Raw genomic sequence first — 17,713 nt, forward strand, 5'->3', positions numbered from 1 at the left:
CACGATGCGGAAGATCACCATCGCCGTCACCGCCGCCGCCACCGTGCTGGCCGGTGCGGCGGGCTGCGCACCGGATCCGGGGCGGGAGGATCCGACACCGCCGCGCGGCGATATCGTGTCGAGCACGCCGGTCGCGCAGTTCAATGCCGAGGAGACCGGCGCATTCCTGGCGCAGGCGAAATTCGGCACGCCGGTCCGCAACGGCGTCGATGCCTTCCGCGTCGACTACCGGACGATCACGCCCGACGGTAAACCGACCACGGCCTCCGGGCTGGTGGTGCTGCCGCGGACCGAAACGCCGCGGCTGCGGCTGGTCGGCTTCGAGCACGGAACCATGTTCAACCGCGGCGACGCGCCGTCGGTCGATCAGGGCGCGCACCCGGACAAGGCGCGGACCATCATGTTCGCCGCCGCCGGATACGCGGCGGTGGCGCCGGACTATCTCGGCCTCGGCGACGGCCCCGGCTTCCACCCCTATACCCACGCACCCTCCGAGGTCAGCGCCTCGGCCGATCTGTTGCGCGCCGCGCGAACCCTTGCGGCGCAACAACATCGGGAGATCGAACCGGATGTGCTGGTCACCGGGTTCTCCCAAGGCGGTGAGGCCGCAACCGGTTTGGGCAAGGCGCTGCAGGCCGGGCAGGTGCTGGGATTCGGGCTGGCCGCGCTGGCTCCGGTGAGCGGACCGTACGACGTGCAGCACGTCGAGACGCCCGCCGGTCTCGACGGCCGGGTGACCCCCGCCGTCGCGACCATCTACTTCGCCTACTGGATCACCTCGATGAACCGCATCCACCACCTGTACGACCAACCGGCGCAAGCCTTCCAGCAGCCGTACGCCGATACGGTCGAGCAACTCTTCGACGGTGCGCACACCGACGCCCAGATCGCCACCGGCCTGCCGGGCCGGCCGGATCAGCTGCTGACACCCGAATTCCTGGCCAGGGCAAAGGATCCCACCGGTTCCGTGCTCGCGGCCATGCGCGACAGCGACGGCACCTGCGACTGGACACCGCGGGTTCCGGTGCGGCTCTACGCCGCGACGGGTGATCACAATGTGCCGTACCAGAATTCGGAAAGCTGCCTGCGGGCGCTGAATTCGGACAAGGCGACGCTCACCGATCTGGGCGAGGTGGACCACAACACCAGCGCACGGCTGGCCATGCCGCGGATCCTCGACTGGTTCCAGCAGGTCGTCCCGGCCGGCTGAGGCCGAATCCGGTTAGGCCCTGTGTCGAAGTCCGGCCGGACGCATCCGTAGCCCAGCTCGTCGCCTGGCAAGGTTCGCGTTCAGCACGGGCGCCAGTCCGTCTACCGGGACGATTGCCCGCACTGATACGTCGATATCGTCGGTGGACGGCGGTTGCTTCCAGACACCCCAATACGCGTTGGTGACATTCTGCGATTTCTCGTCGGGACGGCCCGCGGCGTTGCCATACACGTAGGCGGACAACCCGACGGATGTGTCCCGGTTCGGGCCGAGCGGACCATTGTCGCGGTACCAAGTGCGCGACGTGGGCATGCGATCAGCGAGCGTGGCAGCACGGTTCCCTCTGCCGAGTTACATGCCCGGTGCGCCGCTCATAGCTCCCCGAGCAGATGCCCGCCCTTGGATCGTGGAATTACGTGGTCGGCAGTCCAGCTCATCGGGTCCGTTGCCGGTAGCGTCGTGTCGATCGGTTGCCCCAGCGCACTTGGCTTTCTCGCCTGAGCTTGGCTGTGGCGCGTCGGTAGGCCGATAGTCGAGTCCTTTGCTTTCGCCCACGTCTCACCCTCGATCTGTTGTGTCACTGGGTGGTACACGTCGCTGTTGAAGGCTGCGCGTAGGGCTGTAGCCTCAGGTCGAATAGTTGTTCAGTTCGAAGCGTTATGGAGCTGCGAAATGATTAACCGTAGCGCTGTCACCCTCGGCTTTGCGGCCGTAATCGGGGTTGCCATGGTCGTGACGGCAGCCGATACGAATGCGATCGCATCGGATTCTGCTGGAACTGTGCAATGCTCGGCCGCTACGGTCGGGCTGAAGAATTCTTGCCCCGGCGATTATTGGTACCGTGCCAGCTATAACAATTTTGTGGACTGTGTGAATGATGGCGTTGCAGGCCAAGCACAGGGCCTGTGGAGAGCTTTCTGCTGCCAGAATTTTAACGTTGGTCCGCCCTGGAGTTTATACGTGCTTTGGAATGCGTGACCAGCACACTTTTAAGATACGTGCCGCAGTTTCCGCGTGGCGGATGCGATGATTTACTCTTTTGCTTGGATGACACATCCGCCCCGTTTCTTCCTCGGGCGCTCCTGAATTCCTGCTCTGCGGAGCCGCTTAGCGCTTGGAGGATGGAATCTTGTACCCCTTCCCCGCCGGTTCCCCCAAACTACAGGGTAGTGCTCGCGGCGAACAACAGTGGTCGTTTCGATTGAAAGTCGAGCAGCCTCATGTGGGAGCGCCATATACGAGCTGGTGGCGGACCTTTTCGGCAGTGGGGACGAATCCGAGTTGAATCACCGGGGTCTGGCCTGAAAGATTAGTGCTAGCAAGCTATTTCAGCGCCGGAACCAATCCGCATCAACCCATATTTGGCATGTGGGCGTGAAACCGGCCGGTCCACCGAAGGAGCACCAAATGCGCAACCGCACATTGTCCCTCACCCTCCTCGCAGCGCCAATTACTGCGGCATCCCTGCTCATTCTCACGCCGGCTACTGCCCACGCGAACGCCGAGACCGTCGAATGCAATACCAGCCTCACCCCCTACGGAAGCCCCTACGGAAGCCTTGTGACCGGCACCGGCTGTACTCTCAACGGAAATGCGAGCCCAGGACTGCTGACCAACATCAAGGTTAAAGGCTTGGGCCTCGAACTCGACTGCCAAATGGGGGCCCTTCAGAATGGTTCTCTGGCCGGTTCCGGATGCCGCCAACTCTGACCGAGTAGGCAACTGCGGGCTGTGCGCACAGCCTGACAACGCCTAGTACCGGCTGTTATGCTTATTCCCGGCACGGCGGCGGGAATAAGCAGAACATGTTCTGGCCAGCTGTAATTGAAATTACTCAGGGATCGGATGGTCGCGCTGGTAGGAGAATTTTATGGTAGATGCCGAATCGAGTTATTGCGGATAATGGCGTGTGGCAGCGCAAAGTGTGGAGCCGTGTTCGACGAGCGTTGCTACACCGGAAGGGAACGATATCAGCGTTCGTGACGATCAATCCAGGGATGATTCAGGGCAGAATCGGTCCTACTCCGGTCGGCGCAGAATGTGTCGTGCGACATAAGCCAAACCTCGGGCATAGGCGTTCGCTCGACGCGGGCGAACGACACATACTCGGCAATACCGGATGTTCTGCGGCGGAGCGGATCCTCCTAACCGAACGAGCGACCAGCGGCATTTCAGGATGTTCGCAAATTCGCGTGCGGAGTAGTTCGCCAGTGGTCGATCGGCCTGACCGGTGGTCGTGGTCGAGCGCCGGCCCACGATTAAATCCGTTGCGGTGGCGAGTATTTCATAGCACTGGCGGACCTTGACCTCAACCGCAGTTGAGGCCGGACTCTGATGGCATGATCTACACAGAGTCCGAGTATCGGTATCTGATCGACCAGGCGTAGGGCCGGTTGGCGACAATTGGCCCCGTAGGGGCACCCCAAGTACACCCGGTCGCATTCTGGGTGGACAAGCACAACGGAACGATCGACATCGGCGGTCCTGACCTCGCCAATTCCCAGAAGTATCGCAACATCCAGGCCGATGCCAGGGTATCTCTGGTCGTCGACGACGCCGCGCCACATCCGGTCGGGCCCGGAGGCCAACGGGGACGCGGCCTCGAGATCCGCGCGGTATCGTCGAAATCCTGTGGAGCGATAGACCGTTGCTGGAAGAATTCAGCAACGACGTCCTTCGGCTACATCCTTGTCGAGTTGTGGCCTGGAACATCGACTGGCCAGGGCGTAACAACCGAAATGTCTCCTCTCTCAGCCGCGCTTGACGCTCGCTCATCGGCGTGATGTCCACTGCCGGGGCCGTCCGGCTGCCCGAGATGATCTCGGCCCGTTGATCTTCCGGCGAGCATTGCGGCCGCGTCGAACCGCGCGTCATGCGGCTACTTACCGGACGTTCGCAATGATCGACCCGGGGTCGTGCCAGCGCGGGCCCACAGGCGGCGGAAGCGCTCGCTGCCCATCGCCAAATCGCCGACAAGCGAGGCCAGCCGGGAGTCCTCGGGTATTTGCCGGCCGCGAGACGCACTTCCTCCGGCGCGTCGTTTTAGTTCAGCTCGATGATTTCGCGGAACGGGGTCGACTGCGGCGGTTGTGATCTCACCGCGTGCCGAGTTGCCGAATCAGGCGGGTGCGTCGGTGGCGGGCGTACCCGATGCCGAGGCCTTTACCGACCAAGCCGCCCGACAGGACTGCTGTGACACCGCCGACGATAATGCCGAGGATGGAGCCGGATCCGGGCGGGTGGAGCCCGGCCAGCAGCGTGAGCGGATAACCCAGGCCCGCGAGCGCGGCTACGACAGTGCCGGTGCCGCAACCGCATTCGCGTCCCAGCCGATCGATCTCGGCGTGCATGTCCTTGTTCGGCGTGGCCTCACTCAATGGGAGAGTCCGTCGACTCGGCGCCCAGGCAGTCGGGCGGGAAGTTGGCGATGATGTAGTCCCAGGCGGCCTTGGCCTCGTCGAAGACGAAGCTGGGTTCGCCGGTCAGATAGATATCCGGGACCAGCCACCAGCTCCACCAACTGTTCTGCCTGGAGGAGTACATGATTCGGTTGACGCCGTCGGTATGGCAGAGCCCGAAGTAATGGCCGAGTTCGTGGATCGGCACGTACTTCCAGATCTGGTTGGGCCGGTTGTCGATGAATGTCGCACCGGAGGTGATGCTTCCCGGCAGTCCGCAAGCCGTGCGCTCCAGCGTGGCCGTCAAACCGCGCAGGCCATCGGTGTAGCGGAAGATGCCGACCACCACCGGATGACACAGTTGATGATCCGCCCCGGGGCGATCCACCGTCTTATCGATGCGCCCGATTTTATCGATCAGGAATCTGGCCAGCGCGCTGTTGGCGTCCGCGGTGTCGAAGCCGTGCTGGACGATGTGGCCCGCCGAGGTGACCGGTACCCGGTCGGTGTTGAAGCTCATCATCAATCCGAGTTCACGGCCCTTCTCCTCGGCGGTGCTCACCCGTTCATCGAGAGCGCCGTCACGCATCGGCAGCACGATGAACGGCGGTCCCTGCTGTCCACGCGAGGAAAGGTAGGTGTCGAGTTCATCTTCGGAGATCGGATTATCGAATTCCCCTCCGCCACCGCCACCGACGACGACTTCTTTCTTCAACGTTTTGTAGCTCTTGCGATTCCAGAAACCTTCGTCGAATTCGAAGCCGCACAGTGCACGCAGATTGATGGCGCCGGTTTCATGCAGCACAACCAGATTTGGCGCCGCGGGATCTGTTGGCGAGGGCGCCTCGGAGTCGAGCACCGTGCGGTATGCCGTTGCGTCCATGCGCAGGCCGAACGCGCCGTGGTCGAGCCGAATGGCTTCCTCGATCTGCTCGAGCGTCGTGCCCGAGTACTTCTTCTCCAGCAGTCCGCGGACATAGTTCCGCAGTCGCCAGCGGTTGATCTCCTCGATGATGTAGGCGATGGTGTCGCCGAGGAATATGATGCGGCCCAACCCGATCGCTCCGAGAACGATCCCGATCCCGATTTGGAGCAGCCCGTCGAGGATGCGCCGCCAGTCGAGGGTGAATATCCCCGCGACGACGTCCCACAGACCGCTCGCGAGGTCTTTGATGATGCCCCAGACGACCGCGACCAGCTTGCATACGGTCCGGGTGACCCACTTGCCGACCTTCACGATCACCCACCGGATCACCTTCACGAAATACGTGACGAACCAGCATACCCAACCGCGCGGGTCATACCACGGATAGTCCTTACATTTCTTTTCCTGTCTTTCTTCCCATTCCTCGACGGGCTTGGAAACCTCTTCCTCGATCCACTCGGTGATCTCGGTACAGACGAGAGCCATGACTACACCTCTACCCACCCGCGAGCCGGGGAGCACTCGCGCCATTGCGAGCGGACGACTCCCGGCCCGCGGAAAACCGTGGGTATGGCTATATACAGTCGGCACTGTTTCCGCGTTACTCCGAAAAGAGAAACAGTCCTGATTCGTAATGTTCGGAAAGTGACGCGCTGATCCTCGAACCATCGAGGGCACGGATTTGTCGCGCTGATCGGCCGGGTGCCCGAGGATGCGGGCCTGACCCTGGCGCATCTCCCGGGCCACCACCTTCACCGCGTGCCCGGACCGCCATCGCCGCCATACCTCGTCGACTTCGTTCTCCGACAACCGTGCTGCTGTCGTACCTGCGTCCCCTCGTGGAAGACGACATTATTACGTTCGTGTCCCCGGACGTGTGATGGGAATAATGCGACAAGATAGTTTCCCCCTTCGAGCAAGGCGAGTTTTCTGAGCTGGATTTCGCTGAGTTGCGGGCTTTGACTCCCGACTCGCCCGACCCGCTCGCGGCCTTGAACCGACTGCTCTCCGAGCTGGAGCGGCTGCACCTGCTGTCGGGCGGTGCTGATCTCGACTTCGTGCAGCGGTCCGATCAACAATTATTGGCCCGGTTATGCTTGCCCAAGCACAGAGATCTCCTGGACTGCAGGAGTCGCCATATTGTCAACCCGACGCAGATCGCAGACGACGAGGCTTCGGTTGCCCGCACACTGCTGGATCTGGCGCTTCCTGGCCTGTCAAGGCTGGAAGCGTGCGACCTCGTTGCGATACGCCACGGCGATGAGTTCGAGCGCTGGCGTTATGCGCTGAAATACGGCGTGGCAACTGCCCACGCGATACCGTCACTGCTGAATCCAAGTCAAGGAACGCTACGAAACATCCGGCAAGCAGTAGAGCACGAAGCCCACCTGTTGCGTCACGACTTCGGCCGCTCCAAATTCCTATCGGACCGCAAAGCGAGCATGCGCAACCTTGGCGTGAACGCCGCCTTGGGCACAGTCTCGGGAATCCAATATCAGCACTCGGCATCTCGGCGTTCAACAGCGCAACTGATATCGGCCTGTCTGCGATCCGGAACCGCTCGACAGCCGGACAGACGGCCTTTGACAGACACGTTGATGCCCTCTTAACCGATGAACCTGGAATGTAGAGTTCCCAGGGCGCTGCAACGCTCGCACGTGTCATGGCCAGAAGCATGATCAGCTGCCCGCCTTGCGCTTAAGACCAACCAGACTACGGGCGTGGCGCACAGTTCGTCGGATCGGCAAGCAGCCAGGCGTCCGCTCGTCGGCCACTTAAGACTGGAGACAGGACCGGTTCCAGGCCAGGATCTGGTCCAGGTGTCCGGTGGGAGGCTCTCTCGTCGGCTGCCCGCCTGCGGTATGTTCGCTCAGCGGATCACCTGCTGTCGACGGTTCCACGGCTGACGAACCGGTGGTTGGTCGGAAATGGCCGATTGGCCCGAGCCATCACCGCACACACGCACCGCGGCGAGAAACCCGCTGAGTGCGGTCAGTGGCCAGGAGACGGCATCGTGCGTGCTGGCGAAGACGTCCAAGAAGTGGAGGTGGTCGGATGCGCATCCTTCGACCACGCGATCGTGTCTCACAGGTCGGCGCGTTCCTCGGTCAGCCACTGCCCAAGGTCGGGCCGATCGAAGGTGTTGACCTTGATCGCCGACACCCCGAGATCTTCGAAGACATCCAGCACTTCCGCCCCGGCCCGCTTGCACCACTCATGCCCGGTCAACTCCTGGGCGTCATCGGACACCTTGCTGTCGTTGTAGACGCTAACTCGCTTGCCTACCAAGGCTTTTGATGAACTCACACCAACAAGCCAACCGACCTTTGTAGGACTACTAACTCCTGCAAGGCGGAGGAGGAGCCGATACCCGGGGTTGTATCGGCGACGACGACAACGCGGCCAGACGGCGAGCTGGGCCGCGGAGGCGCCGGATGGGACTTCGACACAGGGCCTAGGTGCCGGGCGTTTGCGCCACGCAGAACACGCGGCGGAACGGAAGCCAGGTGGTGCCGTCGACCTGACGCGGATAGGTCGCGCGCAGCAGCGGGGCCAATTCCGCACGGAACTCCTGCCATTCGTTCTCGTCGAGGGTGTCGCGGACCGGGCGCAGCGCCGTGCCGGTGACCCATTCGAGCACCGGATCGTCACCGGTCAACCGCTGCAAATACGTGGTCTCCCAGGCGTCGACGGTGCAGCCGGCGGCCGCGAGTACCTGCGCGTAGCCCGCCGGATCGAGCACCGGGCGCGGGTGCTGTAGCGGGGCCCCGGCCAGCGCCGGTCGCCAGCGCTCGCTGTCGGTCAGCTCGCGGATCGCCAGATGTGAAGGCGCGTCGAAGTTTCCGGGCACCTGAATGGCGAGCCAGGCGCCGGGCGGCAGCTGTTTCGCCCACTCGGTGAGCAGCGCGGGATGGCCGGGCACCCATTGCAGCACGGCATTGCTGACCACCACGTCGGTATCGGGTTCCGGACGCCAGTCCCGCACATCCTGCAGCACCGCGTCGATGCCGTTTTCCTTTGCCGCGCCGACCATTTCGATGGACGAGTCGGTGGCCTGCAGCGCCGCGCCCGGCCAGCGCTCGCGCAACGTCACCGTCAGATTGCCGGGCCCACAGCCGAGATCGACCACCCGCCGCGGCGCATCCGCCCGCACCCGGGCGACCAGTTCGAAGAACGGCCGGGACCGCTCGTCGTCGAATGCCAGATACTTCACGGGATCCCACATCGGCCGCTCCCTCCAATTTACCAAACCGTACGTACGTACTTTATTCCTGTTTCCGGTCCCGGACAAGGGCGGCGAACGGCAACGTGTCCATCCCCTGCACCGCCCGCGCGTCCTCGAGGATGACCAACGGTATCTCCCGATCCGTTGCGGCCCGGTACTTCTCGTAGAGCGGGAAGATCGCCGCCATCACCGGCCACAGCCGCGCCGCCTCCAGCGCATCGGCGGTGTGGGCCCGCGCCACGAAGTGGTCGCGACCCACCTGGATGCCGACATCCGGATCGGCGAGCAGATTCCGGTACCACTCCGGATGTTCCCGCGCGCCGCCGTTCGAGGCGACCAGCAGGTAGCGGTCGGCGTCCCGGCCGTAGATCAGCGCGGTGCGGCGCAGCTTACCCGACCTGCGGCCGCGCACCGTCAACAGCAGCGTCGGCCAGCCGTTGTACGAATGCCCTTCCGCACCATCGCTTTCCACATATCTGCGGACATGGCGGGCAACCCAGTCGGTCGGGCTGTCGAAGACTTCACTCATGCGTTCGAGCATCGAAGTTAAACATATGTTCAAGTCAAGCTAGGGTATCCGGATGACGGCGCACCGCACCGACGAGCTGACCATCGGTGAATTGGCGCGGCGCAGCGGCGTTTCCACGTCGGCGCTGCGCTTCTACGAACGACAGGGCCTGCTGACCAGCCGCCGCACCGGCGGTAACCAGCGGCGCTATCCCGATACCGCGCTCGGCGATATCGCGTTCATCCGGGCCGCGCAGCGCCTCGGCATCGCGCTCGGGCCGATCCGCGAGGTACTGGCGCTGGTGCCGCCGGGCACCGCCGGGACGCCGCAGGTTTGGGCGCGGGCATCCGCCTGCTGGCGCGCCGATCTGGACGCCAGGGCCGCCCGGCTCACCGGCCTGCGCGAACAACTTGCCGAATGCGCCGAATGCGACTGCCCATCGCTCACGCGGTGCACCCTGGTGCGTTCGGCCGAATAGCCCCGAGAACTATGGGCAGGCAGACCCGACGGGCGATATGCGATTCTCGGCAGGCCCGCACCGCCAAAAGCCATGCTGGAAGGGGTAATTCGTTGAGCATTTCGACAAAAACCGCCGCCGTCACCGCATTCGGTGCGGTGAGCGCCGCCGTGGCACTGGCCGCACCCCAGGCCGGGGCCTCGGTCACCGGCATCGATATCGCGCCCGGTATGAGCTTCGGCAGCTCCGGCTCATACGGCACCGGCTGCTCGTACCAGGTCACCGCCACCGCGACGCCCGGTGTCGCGGTCGTGTTCCTGGACGAGGTCGACGGATTCCGCACCACCGACACGCTGAAACCGGTGGGCCCGGCCGCCGACGCCAACGGCAAGGCCACCACCACATGGACACCGGCCAAGAAGGGCGAGCACAAGATCTGGGCCGCCGAATACATTTCGGGCGAGCGGTATTACATCACCTCGGTGACCGTCGGCACCGGGATTCCGCTCGGCCCAGCATGCCTCGTGCTGCCGTAGCCGTATTCCGCTCGGGCGGCGGCTATTTCCCGTCCGAGTGACCGACCACCGCGAGCGCCGTCGTCCAATCCGTCGCTATGGCGTACTGGGCGTCGGCGAGCGCGACCTTCCCGCCGCACACCAGCGTATGTAATTTGTTCTCCACCTGATCTTTCGGATTGTTGACGCCGTCCTTGGCCTGATGCCCCGACGAGGGCGGTTCGACCCACAGGTTGCGCGGATCGTTCGGGTCGCCGCCGAGTTCCAGCGAGATGAGGTGGTCGTATTCGGCCTGGCCGAGATCGCCGGTGTACGCGTAGGACTGGGCGTTGCCCTTCTTCTCCGTATCGGTGATGCCCTGAGCCGGCCGAATCGATCCCGTGTAGCCCGATTTACAGATCGTCGTCGCGATGTCCTCGGGTGTCACTTTGGGATTCACCGCGCCCGGCGTGCACACCGGGTCGGGCAGCGGCTGTCCGTCGGATGCCTTGCGGTAGTGGCAACTTCCCGGCGCCGGCTGCGCCTGATGGGTGTAATTGGTCGGCCCCGGCCCGACCGGGATCTGGGTATTCTGATGCACCGACGGCGCGGGCCCGAGGATGGGCCGGGTGGACGAGACCGAATTGTGTTGGGCGCAACCGGCGGTCAGCAATATCACCGCGATCGATGCACCCACCAGCATCGGACCGGAAAGTCGAGCATGTGGCGATGAGGCGGCGCACGCGCCGTCGTTCTCGGCGGTTGCCTGCCGGTAGCGTATGTTCATGTGAACCTCCGCATCAATTGTGCGGTAGGCGTTGATAATTCGCGAGACCGGCAGGTCGGTCTACTTCATCGCGGCGATGTAGGGACGCAGGCCGAGCGTGATATCCGCGCACGCACCCAGCAATACGTCGCGGGCCAAACCGTCGACCGGGGTGCGCAGCAACAGCCGAGTTCCCAGAATCGGCACCGACAGCGGTTCGCCCGCGCGGTCCCACCAGATGTAGGTGTCGTAGAGCTCGTCGACCAGCCGCCCGATGCTCCAGCCGCCGGCGGTGCGGATCACGTCCAGCCTGCCGAACTCCTGATCGGCCTTGTCCCGCACCAGCATTCGGAACAGCTCAGGTGTTTTCGGCTCGGCCGGATCCGGCACGAACGTGAAAAGCGTTCCGCCCGTTGCCGCCACCGCCGTGGAGGTGTCGCCGCGCCGGATGGTGGCGATCTCGCCGCCGTCGTCGCGACTGAGCACGGTGGGCGCGGCGGACGCGGACCGCACCCAGACCGCCGACCCGTCCGCGTAGGTGATCCGGTGTCTGCCGGTGCCACCGTTCTTGAACCCGAACAGGATTGCCAGCTTCGCACCCATCCCGTCGCCCGCACCCTGCACGCCCTCGGCCAGCGGATCGCCCGGCCCGCTCCGGAAGGTGATCTTCAGCGCGTTGGACGTCTTGTGCACGACCCGGCCTTCGATCAGCGTCGAGCCACTCTGCGGGACGAACATTTCTCGATGGTATGGCCGGGTGTTGTGCGCGACGGCGCGATCACCCGAATCGACCGCGAAACCCGGCGAGTCGGACGAAACGGCCCGTGCGGCAGGCATATCCGCACGGGCCGCAACCACTCAGAGCGCGACCGTGATCGCGCCCAGCTGTTCCAGCGTGTGCAGGAACGGTCGAGCGCGGAAGGCCTCGGCCGGAGTGAGCACGCCCGCCTTGCCGGGACCTTCGCCGAACGCGAGCCGGTCGGCGGCCGTCACCGAGGCCAGCGCCGCCGCGCGCCACAGATCGCGCCCGCCGAGGTGCCCGGCATATCCGCCGTGCGCCGAAATCGCCTGCACCGCAATGGTGAATTCGGTGGCCGCCCTGGCTTCGGGATCGATATCGGCGCTGTTGAACACGTCGTCCTCCTCGAAGGTCCGCGCCGTGAGCATCACCTCCACCTCGCGCACCGGCGTATGTCGCGGCACCGTGAGCACCTCCGGATAGGGCACCGGCGCGATCACCCGGCGCGGCCCCAGCGGCGCGGGGAACGGGAATACCGCATTGCGCGGTTCGACGTAGCCGAGCGCGATGGCGCCGTCGGTGAACGAAATGCGTTCGGTCTCCGCGAACAAATGGCGCGCGGTGTTCAATGCGCCGGTGGTGAGCCGCCATCCGGTTATCGAGTAGGCGACCACGAGCCGATCGATCGCACTCAACCCGTCGGCCACCGCCGCGGCGAGCAGATCGCCGAAGCCGCCGCAGAAGCTCATCGACGGAATCATCGTGACGTGCTGGCGCTGTGCCAGCGGTTCGAAATCGAACAGCCGTTTGACGTGATGCGGCTCGAGCGCGTGATCGATGTAGTGACAGCCGCCCGCGACGGCGGCTGCCGCGACCGGCTCCCCCGTCTCCTTGAACGGGCCCGCGCAGTGGATGAGCACCGTTGCCTGATCGGTGAGTTCGCGCAGCGCGACCGGATCGTCAACGGCCGCGGGATGACTGCGCGCATCCAACTGTTTCGCCAGGTCGTCGAGTGCCTGCCCATCGCGGCCGGACAACACCAGTTGCCTTCCGCGAGCGTGTAGTTCGGCGGCGACCAACCGTCCGGTGTGCCCGGTGGCGCCGTAGATTGCGAAGACGGGATCGGTCATCACAGACCCACTTCCATACCTTCGATTCGTATGTATGTTCGAACGTACGAGCCACAAGGGAGGCGTGTCAAGCTGATTCGGAACATCCCACAACCCCTGCGAGTTACTGTCTTACATGCCAACTACCCTGTCCGACAAGGCCGTTGCCTCGCTGGGTCTCGGTGACTTGATTCGTATCACGATCAATCGGGTCGGCGGTCACGGTGACCGGGTGAATTGACAAGGGCCAGCACCGCTTCCCTCGGCAGCGCGGGTGACCGGTGACCGTCGCGGCCGGTCATCTCCGCGTTGACGAACAGCGCGTTCAGCACGGCCTCCTCCACCGCGGGCACCACCGCCGCGTATAGCAGGTCCATGCGGTTCCACGGCATGACGATCCGGGTTTCCAGCTCGGCCTCCGAAATCGCCCGCGCCGGAAACGAAGTGGCGCCGGGGCGATCGTTCGCGGTGCTGAAGGCCAGGAAGATATCGCCGGAGAACATGCTGCCGGTGGTGCCGGTGCGGGCCAGGCCCAACGGAACCCGCCGCGCGATGGCCTTGCATTGGGCGGCATCGAGCGGCGCATCGGTCGCGACGATGACGATGACCGAACCGGCGCCCGGGGCGGCGATATCCCGCTCCAGCCAATCGTCGGATTCCATTGGATTCGGGGTGTCGAGGATACGGCCGACCGGGCAGCCGGTGACCGTCAGTTCGGCGCGGGCGCCGAAATTGGCCTGCACGAACACACCGATCGTGAATACCTTTGCACCGAAGGATATCCGGCGCGACGCGGTACCGCTGCCGCCCTTGAATCCGTAACAGTTCATGCCGGTGCCGCCGCCCACCGAACCCTCGGCCACCGGTCCCGGACGGGCCGAATCCAGCGCCGCGCGAACCACTTCCGGGATGACGTGACCGCCGTTGATGTCGTTGAGATACCCGTCCCAGGTCTCCGCGCACACCGGCAGCAACCACTGCCGGGCCAGTGCGGGACGCACCGCGTTGATCCATTCGATCACGCCGGTGTGGCAGGCGCCGATGGCGTGCGTATTGGAAATCGTGATGGGCGACCACAATTCGCCCACCTCGTCGATCCAGGTGGTGCCGGTCATCTCGCCGTTACCGTTCAGCGAGTACCAGCCCGCCGCGCACGGGCGCCCGACACCGGCCCGCCCGCGCGGCAGGATCGCGGTCACGCCGGTGCGCACCGGCCCCTGCCCGACGACCAGCGGCCCCTCGCCATGGATCAACGTCCGATAGCCGACCTCCACACCCGGCACATCGGTGATCGCGTTGTGCGGCCCCGGCGTTCCCGGCAGTTCGAGTCCGAGCTCGCGGGCGCGCCGACCCGTCGAATCGCTATGCGCCACGGTCATCGCCGGTCACCTCGCCGATCGTCGTTATGGTTGAACAGCCGGTCGCGGTGCGCGCGTAGGAGCAGATCAGCGCGGCGGCGCGGGCGGGCGGCACCGCGCGATTGGGCGTGATGATGTGCAGCCCGTACGCGTCCTCCAGCGCGACCAAATTGTTGGCGATATCGAGCGCGGTTTCGGTGAGCGTGAAATGCCCTTGCGCCACACCGACTTCCAGCACCGCGAGATACAGCGCGACCTGCTTCTCGTACAGCGCGGTGAGCAGTGCGGCGTGCTCGTCGCGGAAGTTCAGGTGGTTGTTGAGCTGATAGAGCGCGACCACCAGCGGATCGTCGGCCGAACTCGGAATGCCCGCGACGATCATGGCGCGCATCTTCGCCCTGGCATCGGCGATACCGGCGACCATCGTCATCCGGTCGGCGAAGAAGCGCTCGCTGGCCTGGCGGTGCACCGCGCGCAGTAGGTTGTCCAAATCGTCGAAGTAGTAGTGCACGGTTCCTGTTGAGACACCGGCGATTTCGGCGACGTCACGGACCCGCAGCGCATTGACGCCGCGATCCTGGATGGCGCTGAGCGTCGCAGCGACGATGGCCGCGCGGGCCGCGTCCTGATTCTTCTTCCTGCCCAACCCGAATCCTGTTAGCTGACTGTCGATCAAGTGAAGATTAGCCCGTTTTGCCGTGATGGGCAGGCGATTACCCGCATTCTTTGATCGATCGTCGAAGAAATGGGTTGTCATGACCGAACCTCTGCCCAAATACGCCCAGCAGCTTTCCCGTTCGCTGTCCATGCGGGAGAACATCCTCGTGACGCTGTCCGCGGTGACCCCCGCGTCCAGCGTGTTCATCATCGCGCCCGCCGTCCTGCTCGGGGCGGGCGGCGCGGCCGTGACGGCATTCCTGATCGCGGCGGCCGCGGCCGTCTTCGTCGGCATGTGCTATGCGGAACTATCCGCGACATATCCCATTGCCGGCGGCGAATATTCGTGGGCCGCAAGGCTACTCGGCAAGTCCGCCGGATTCGCCACCTTTCTGCTCACGCTGGTGACCGGGATGCTGATCATCGCGGTGATCGCGCTCGGCACCGGGTCCTACCTCGGCGTGGTGTGGTCCGGGCTGAGCGGCAAGTGGATCGGGGTCGCGGTGATCGCGGCCACGACGCTGATCGCGCTGCTGAACATCCGCACCAACGCCTGGATCACGGGTATCGCGCTGACCATCGAGATCATCGCCGTCGCCGTCCTGGCCGTGCTCGGTTTCGCGCACTACGAACGCGGCCCCGGCGAGTTCTTCCACGCGCGGACAATGGATTCCGGCCATCTGGTCGGGGTGAGCGCGGGCGCGCTGGTCGCGTTCGTGCCCGTCGCGCTGTTCGCGTACAACGGTTACGGCCAGGCCGTGTACTACGTCGAGGAGACCAGGAATGCGGCTCGCTCGATCGGCCGGATCATCATGCTCAGCCTCGCGATAACCGTCGCGGTCGAGGTAATCCCCTTGGCCGCAGTGGTTTCGGGCGCGCCGAGCATGCCGGGCCTGCTCGGCGCCGCCGCGCCGATGAACTACCTGCTCACCAGCCGCGGCGGCGCGGCGATCAACGACGCGGTGAGCGTCGGCATCGCGATCGCCATCATCAACGCGGTCATCGCGATCGTGCTGCAGATCGCGCGGCTGCTGTTCGCCTCGGCCAGGGACCGTTCCTGGCCGGGGCCGATCGATGCCGTGCTCGGCGCGGTGCACACCCGGACGCACGCTCCGGTGGCCGCGACCATCGTGGTGGGTGGATGCGCCGGTCTCGCCGCCGCATTCCTGCCGCTGAACTGGCTCATCACCGCGACCGGCTCGGCCGTTGTGCTGGTCTACCTGATGGTCGCGCTTTCGGCGCTGCGGCTGCGCCGCGCGGGCGCGCTGCCCAGCCGCGGCTACCGGATGCCACTGTGGCCCGCGCCGCCGCTGATCGTCATCGCCGTCGTGCTCTACGTCGCGTACCGGGTGCTGCTCGACGGTTGGGCCCAACTCGCCGTCGCCGTCGGCACCATGGTGCTCGGCGCACTGTACTACCTGCTCTATCTGCATCCGCGCCGCGGCGACCGCTGGTCGCTACCGGACCCGATCCACGAGGACTAGCGATCCCGTTGCACCGCAGCCATTGCCTTGCGCGCCGCCACCAGCACCGGATCCCACACCGGCGAAAACGGCGGCGCGTAACCGAGATCCAGCGCGACCATCTGTTCGACGGTCATCCCGGCGGTGAGTGCGACGGCCGCGACATCGACCCGTTTACCCGCGCCCTCGCGCCCGACGATCTGCACGCCGAGCAGCCGCCCGGTACGGCGTTCGGCGAGCATCTTCACCCGCATCGACGCCGCGCCCGGATAATAGCCGGAGCGGCTGGTGGATTCGATGGTGACCGTGACGAATTGGAGTCCGACGGCCCGGGCGTCCTTCTCGCGCAACCCGGTTCGCGCCACCTCCAGATCGCATACCTTGCTCACCGCGGTACCGACGACGCCCGGGAACGTGGCGTACCCGCCGCCGACGCCGGAACCGATGATCTGGCCGTGCTTGTTGGCGTGTGTGCCGAGCGGAATGTGGCGCAGCTCCCCCGACACCAGATCCAGCACCTCGACGCAATCGCCACCGGCCCAGATGTTTTCGTATCCGCGCACCCGCATCGCGCGATCGGTGAGCAGCCCGCCGGACGCGCCGAGCGGCAGGCCCGCCTCGCGCGCGAGTTCGGTCGCCGGACGCACCCCGATGCCGAGTACCACCACATCGGCCGGAATTTCGGCATCTTTGGTGACCACCGCGCGGACCCGCCCATCGGCATCGGTGCGCAATTCGATCACCTCGGCATCGCCGATCACCTCGATCCCCATGCCGGACATGGCCTCTCGCACCAGCGCGCCCATATCCGGGTCGAGCGTCGACATCGGTTCGCCGCCGCGATTGACGACCGTGACCTCGAATCCGCGCTGGATCAGCGCCTCCGCCATCTCCACCCCGATATAGCCCGCGCCGACCACCACCGCCCGCCTGCCGTCGATGCGGTCGAGGGTGTCCAGCAGCGCCTGCCCGTCGTCGAGGGTCTGCACACCGTGCACCCCGATCGCGTCGATTCCGGGCAGTTCCGGCCGGATCGGCGTCGCGCCGGTCGCGATCACCAATTTGTCGTAGTCCGTCCAGGTTTCGGCGCCGGATTCCAGATCCCTCGCCAGCACCCGGCCGCCCGCGACGTCGATGGCGATCGCCTCGGTGCGCATCCGCAGGTCGATATCGCGCGCCCGATGTTCGGCCTCGGTCCGCGCGATCAACGAATCCCGTTGCGGCACAGCGCCACCCACCCAGTACGGAATTCCGCACGCGGAATAGGAGGTGAAGCGGCTGCGCTCGAAGACGACGATCTCCAGTTCGGCGGCCGTGCGCAGCCTGCGGGCCTGCGAGGCCGCCGACATTCCGGTCGCGTCGCCGCCGATGACCACCAGTCGCTCAGTCATGACGCCAACGCT

Annotated in this window: 18 protein-coding genes; 7 read left to right on the forward strand and 11 right to left on the reverse strand. The window is 65.1% G+C overall.

Annotation, left to right across the window (positions count from 1 at the left end; genetic code table 11):
* Nucleotides 1-4 precede the first annotated feature (4 nt).
* The 3 genes from F5544_RS25870 to F5544_RS47600 all read left to right on the forward strand — a co-directional run bounded on the left by F5544_RS25870 (nt 5) and on the right by F5544_RS47600 (nt 3,993).
* On the forward strand, nt 5-1,210 hold the full coding sequence (locus F5544_RS25870; protein ID WP_167475593.1) for a hypothetical protein: 1,206 nt from the start codon (nt 5-7) through the stop codon (nt 1,208-1,210).
* Nucleotides 1,211-2,617: 1,407 nt separating this feature from the next.
* Nucleotides 2,618-2,920, forward strand: coding sequence for a hypothetical protein (locus F5544_RS25875; protein WP_167475594.1), 303 nt, complete (start codon nt 2,618-2,620; stop codon nt 2,918-2,920).
* Between the two features lie 683 nt (nt 2,921-3,603).
* Entirely contained in the window at nt 3,604-3,993 is a 390-nt protein-coding gene (locus tag F5544_RS47600) for a pyridoxamine 5'-phosphate oxidase family protein (protein WP_203217353.1), read from the forward strand.
* 312 nt (nt 3,994-4,305) lie between these two features.
* Here F5544_RS47600 and F5544_RS25885 read toward each other — a convergent pair whose 3' ends face one another.
* The gene (locus F5544_RS25885; protein ID WP_167475595.1) at nt 4,306-4,587 is read right to left on the reverse strand and encodes a hypothetical protein; all 282 of its coding nucleotides are present in this window, start codon (nt 4,585-4,587) and stop codon (nt 4,306-4,308) included.
* Nucleotides 4,580-6,019 carry a hypothetical protein gene (locus F5544_RS25890; protein WP_167475596.1) on the reverse strand — a complete coding sequence of 480 codons (1,440 nt, stop codon included), beginning with the start codon at nt 6,017-6,019 and terminating at the stop codon, nt 4,580-4,582. The genes F5544_RS25885 and F5544_RS25890 overlap by 8 nt, the downstream gene beginning before the upstream one ends.
* Nucleotides 6,020-6,525: 506 nt before the next feature.
* Between F5544_RS25890 and F5544_RS25895 the strand changes: the two genes are divergently transcribed.
* Nucleotides 6,526-7,143 carry a hypothetical protein gene (locus tag F5544_RS25895; RefSeq protein ID WP_167475597.1) on the forward strand — a complete coding sequence of 206 codons (618 nt, stop codon included), beginning with the start codon at nt 6,526-6,528 and terminating at the stop codon, nt 7,141-7,143.
* Between the two features lie 475 nt (nt 7,144-7,618).
* Here F5544_RS25895 and F5544_RS25900 read toward each other — a convergent pair whose 3' ends face one another.
* From F5544_RS25900 to F5544_RS25910, 3 genes are all read right to left on the reverse strand, one after another.
* Nucleotides 7,619-7,840, reverse strand: coding sequence for a recombinase family protein (locus F5544_RS25900; protein ID WP_167475598.1), 222 nt, complete (start codon nt 7,838-7,840; stop codon nt 7,619-7,621).
* A 148-nt stretch (nt 7,841-7,988) separates the two neighbouring features.
* Entirely contained in the window at nt 7,989-8,759 is a 771-nt protein-coding gene (locus F5544_RS25905) for a trans-aconitate 2-methyltransferase (protein WP_167475599.1), read from the reverse strand.
* 40 nt (nt 8,760-8,799) lie between these two features.
* A complete protein-coding gene (locus tag F5544_RS25910) occupies nt 8,800-9,288 on the reverse strand; it encodes a nitroreductase family deazaflavin-dependent oxidoreductase (protein WP_203217354.1) in 489 nt (162 codons plus the stop codon).
* Nucleotides 9,289-9,340: 52 nt separating this feature from the next.
* On the opposite strand from F5544_RS25910, the gene soxR reads away from it, so the two are divergent.
* Entirely contained in the window at nt 9,341-9,745 is a 405-nt protein-coding gene (soxR, locus tag F5544_RS25915; RefSeq protein ID WP_167475601.1) for a redox-sensitive transcriptional activator SoxR, read from the forward strand.
* A 92-nt stretch (nt 9,746-9,837) separates the two neighbouring features.
* On the forward strand, nt 9,838-10,260 hold the full coding sequence (locus F5544_RS25920) for a hypothetical protein (RefSeq protein WP_167475602.1): 423 nt from the start codon (nt 9,838-9,840) through the stop codon (nt 10,258-10,260).
* A 22-nt stretch (nt 10,261-10,282) separates the two neighbouring features.
* Here the strand turns inward: F5544_RS25920 and F5544_RS25925 are convergent, their stop codons facing one another.
* The 5 genes from F5544_RS25925 to F5544_RS25945 all read right to left on the reverse strand — a co-directional run bounded on the left by F5544_RS25925 (nt 10,283) and on the right by F5544_RS25945 (nt 14,947).
* Nucleotides 10,283-11,005, reverse strand: coding sequence for a hypothetical protein (locus F5544_RS25925; protein ID WP_203217355.1), 723 nt, complete (start codon nt 11,003-11,005; stop codon nt 10,283-10,285).
* A 60-nt stretch (nt 11,006-11,065) separates the two neighbouring features.
* Complete coding sequence (locus tag F5544_RS25930; RefSeq protein WP_167475603.1) at nt 11,066-11,722, reverse strand: hypothetical protein; 657 nt, start codon at nt 11,720-11,722, stop codon at nt 11,066-11,068.
* A gap of 120 nt (nt 11,723-11,842) precedes the next feature.
* The gene (locus tag F5544_RS25935) at nt 11,843-12,853 is read right to left on the reverse strand and encodes a saccharopine dehydrogenase NADP-binding domain-containing protein (protein ID WP_167475604.1); all 1,011 of its coding nucleotides are present in this window, start codon (nt 12,851-12,853) and stop codon (nt 11,843-11,845) included.
* A gap of 182 nt (nt 12,854-13,035) precedes the next feature.
* Complete coding sequence (locus F5544_RS25940; RefSeq protein WP_167475605.1) at nt 13,036-14,211, reverse strand: P1 family peptidase; 1,176 nt, start codon at nt 14,209-14,211, stop codon at nt 13,036-13,038.
* Entirely contained in the window at nt 14,195-14,947 is a 753-nt protein-coding gene (locus tag F5544_RS25945; RefSeq protein WP_238846660.1) for a TetR/AcrR family transcriptional regulator, read from the reverse strand. The genes F5544_RS25940 and F5544_RS25945 overlap by 17 nt, the downstream gene beginning before the upstream one ends.
* Between F5544_RS25945 and F5544_RS25950 the strand changes: the two genes are divergently transcribed.
* A complete protein-coding gene (locus tag F5544_RS25950) occupies nt 14,946-16,331 on the forward strand; it encodes an APC family permease (RefSeq protein ID WP_167475606.1) in 1,386 nt (461 codons plus the stop codon). The two genes, F5544_RS25945 and F5544_RS25950, sit on opposite strands and share 2 nt — an antisense overlap.
* Here F5544_RS25950 and F5544_RS25955 read toward each other — a convergent pair.
* Complete coding sequence (locus tag F5544_RS25955; protein ID WP_167475607.1) at nt 16,328-17,701, reverse strand: FAD-dependent oxidoreductase; 1,374 nt, start codon at nt 17,699-17,701, stop codon at nt 16,328-16,330. The genes F5544_RS25950 and F5544_RS25955 overlap by 4 nt on opposite strands.
* Nucleotides 17,702-17,713: the final 12 nt, after the last annotated feature.

This window comes from Nocardia arthritidis (genome assembly GCF_011801145.1).
GTDB lineage: Bacteria > Actinomycetota > Actinomycetes > Mycobacteriales > Mycobacteriaceae > Nocardia > Nocardia arthritidis_A.

What these genes read in the sequence shown, in the direction of transcription:
- F5544_RS25870 (WP_167475593.1), top strand. Translation starts at nt 5, where the DNA reads ATGCGGAAGATCACCATCGCCGTCACCGCCGCCGCCACCGTGCTGGCC.
- F5544_RS25875 (WP_167475594.1), top strand. Translation starts at nt 2,618, where the DNA reads ATGCGCAACCGCACATTGTCCCTCACCCTCCTCGCAGCGCCAATTACT.
- F5544_RS25890 (WP_167475596.1), bottom strand. Translation starts at nt 6,019, where the DNA reads ATGGCTCTCGTCTGTACCGAGATCACCGAGTGGATCGAGGAAGAGGTT.
- F5544_RS25905 (WP_167475599.1), bottom strand. Translation starts at nt 8,759, where the DNA reads ATGTGGGATCCCGTGAAGTATCTGGCATTCGACGACGAGCGGTCCCGG.
- F5544_RS25910 (WP_203217354.1), bottom strand. Translation starts at nt 9,288, where the DNA reads ATGAGTGAAGTCTTCGACAGCCCGACCGACTGGGTTGCCCGCCATGTC.
- soxR (WP_167475601.1), top strand. Translation starts at nt 9,341, where the DNA reads ATGACGGCGCACCGCACCGACGAGCTGACCATCGGTGAATTGGCGCGG.
- F5544_RS25925 (WP_203217355.1), bottom strand. Translation starts at nt 11,005, where the DNA reads ATGAACATACGCTACCGGCAGGCAACCGCCGAGAACGACGGCGCGTGC.
- F5544_RS25930 (WP_167475603.1), bottom strand. Translation starts at nt 11,722, where the DNA reads ATGTTCGTCCCGCAGAGTGGCTCGACGCTGATCGAAGGCCGGGTCGTG.
- F5544_RS25935 (WP_167475604.1), bottom strand. Translation starts at nt 12,853, where the DNA reads ATGACCGATCCCGTCTTCGCAATCTACGGCGCCACCGGGCACACCGGA.
- F5544_RS25940 (WP_167475605.1), bottom strand. Translation starts at nt 14,211, where the DNA reads ATGACCGTGGCGCATAGCGATTCGACGGGTCGGCGCGCCCGCGAGCTC.
- F5544_RS25950 (WP_167475606.1), top strand. Translation starts at nt 14,946, where the DNA reads ATGACCGAACCTCTGCCCAAATACGCCCAGCAGCTTTCCCGTTCGCTG.
- F5544_RS25945 (WP_238846660.1), bottom strand. Translation starts at nt 14,947, where the DNA reads ATGACAACCCATTTCTTCGACGATCGATCAAAGAATGCGGGTAATCGC.
- F5544_RS25955 (WP_167475607.1), bottom strand. Translation starts at nt 17,701, where the DNA reads ATGACTGAGCGACTGGTGGTCATCGGCGGCGACGCGACCGGAATGTCG.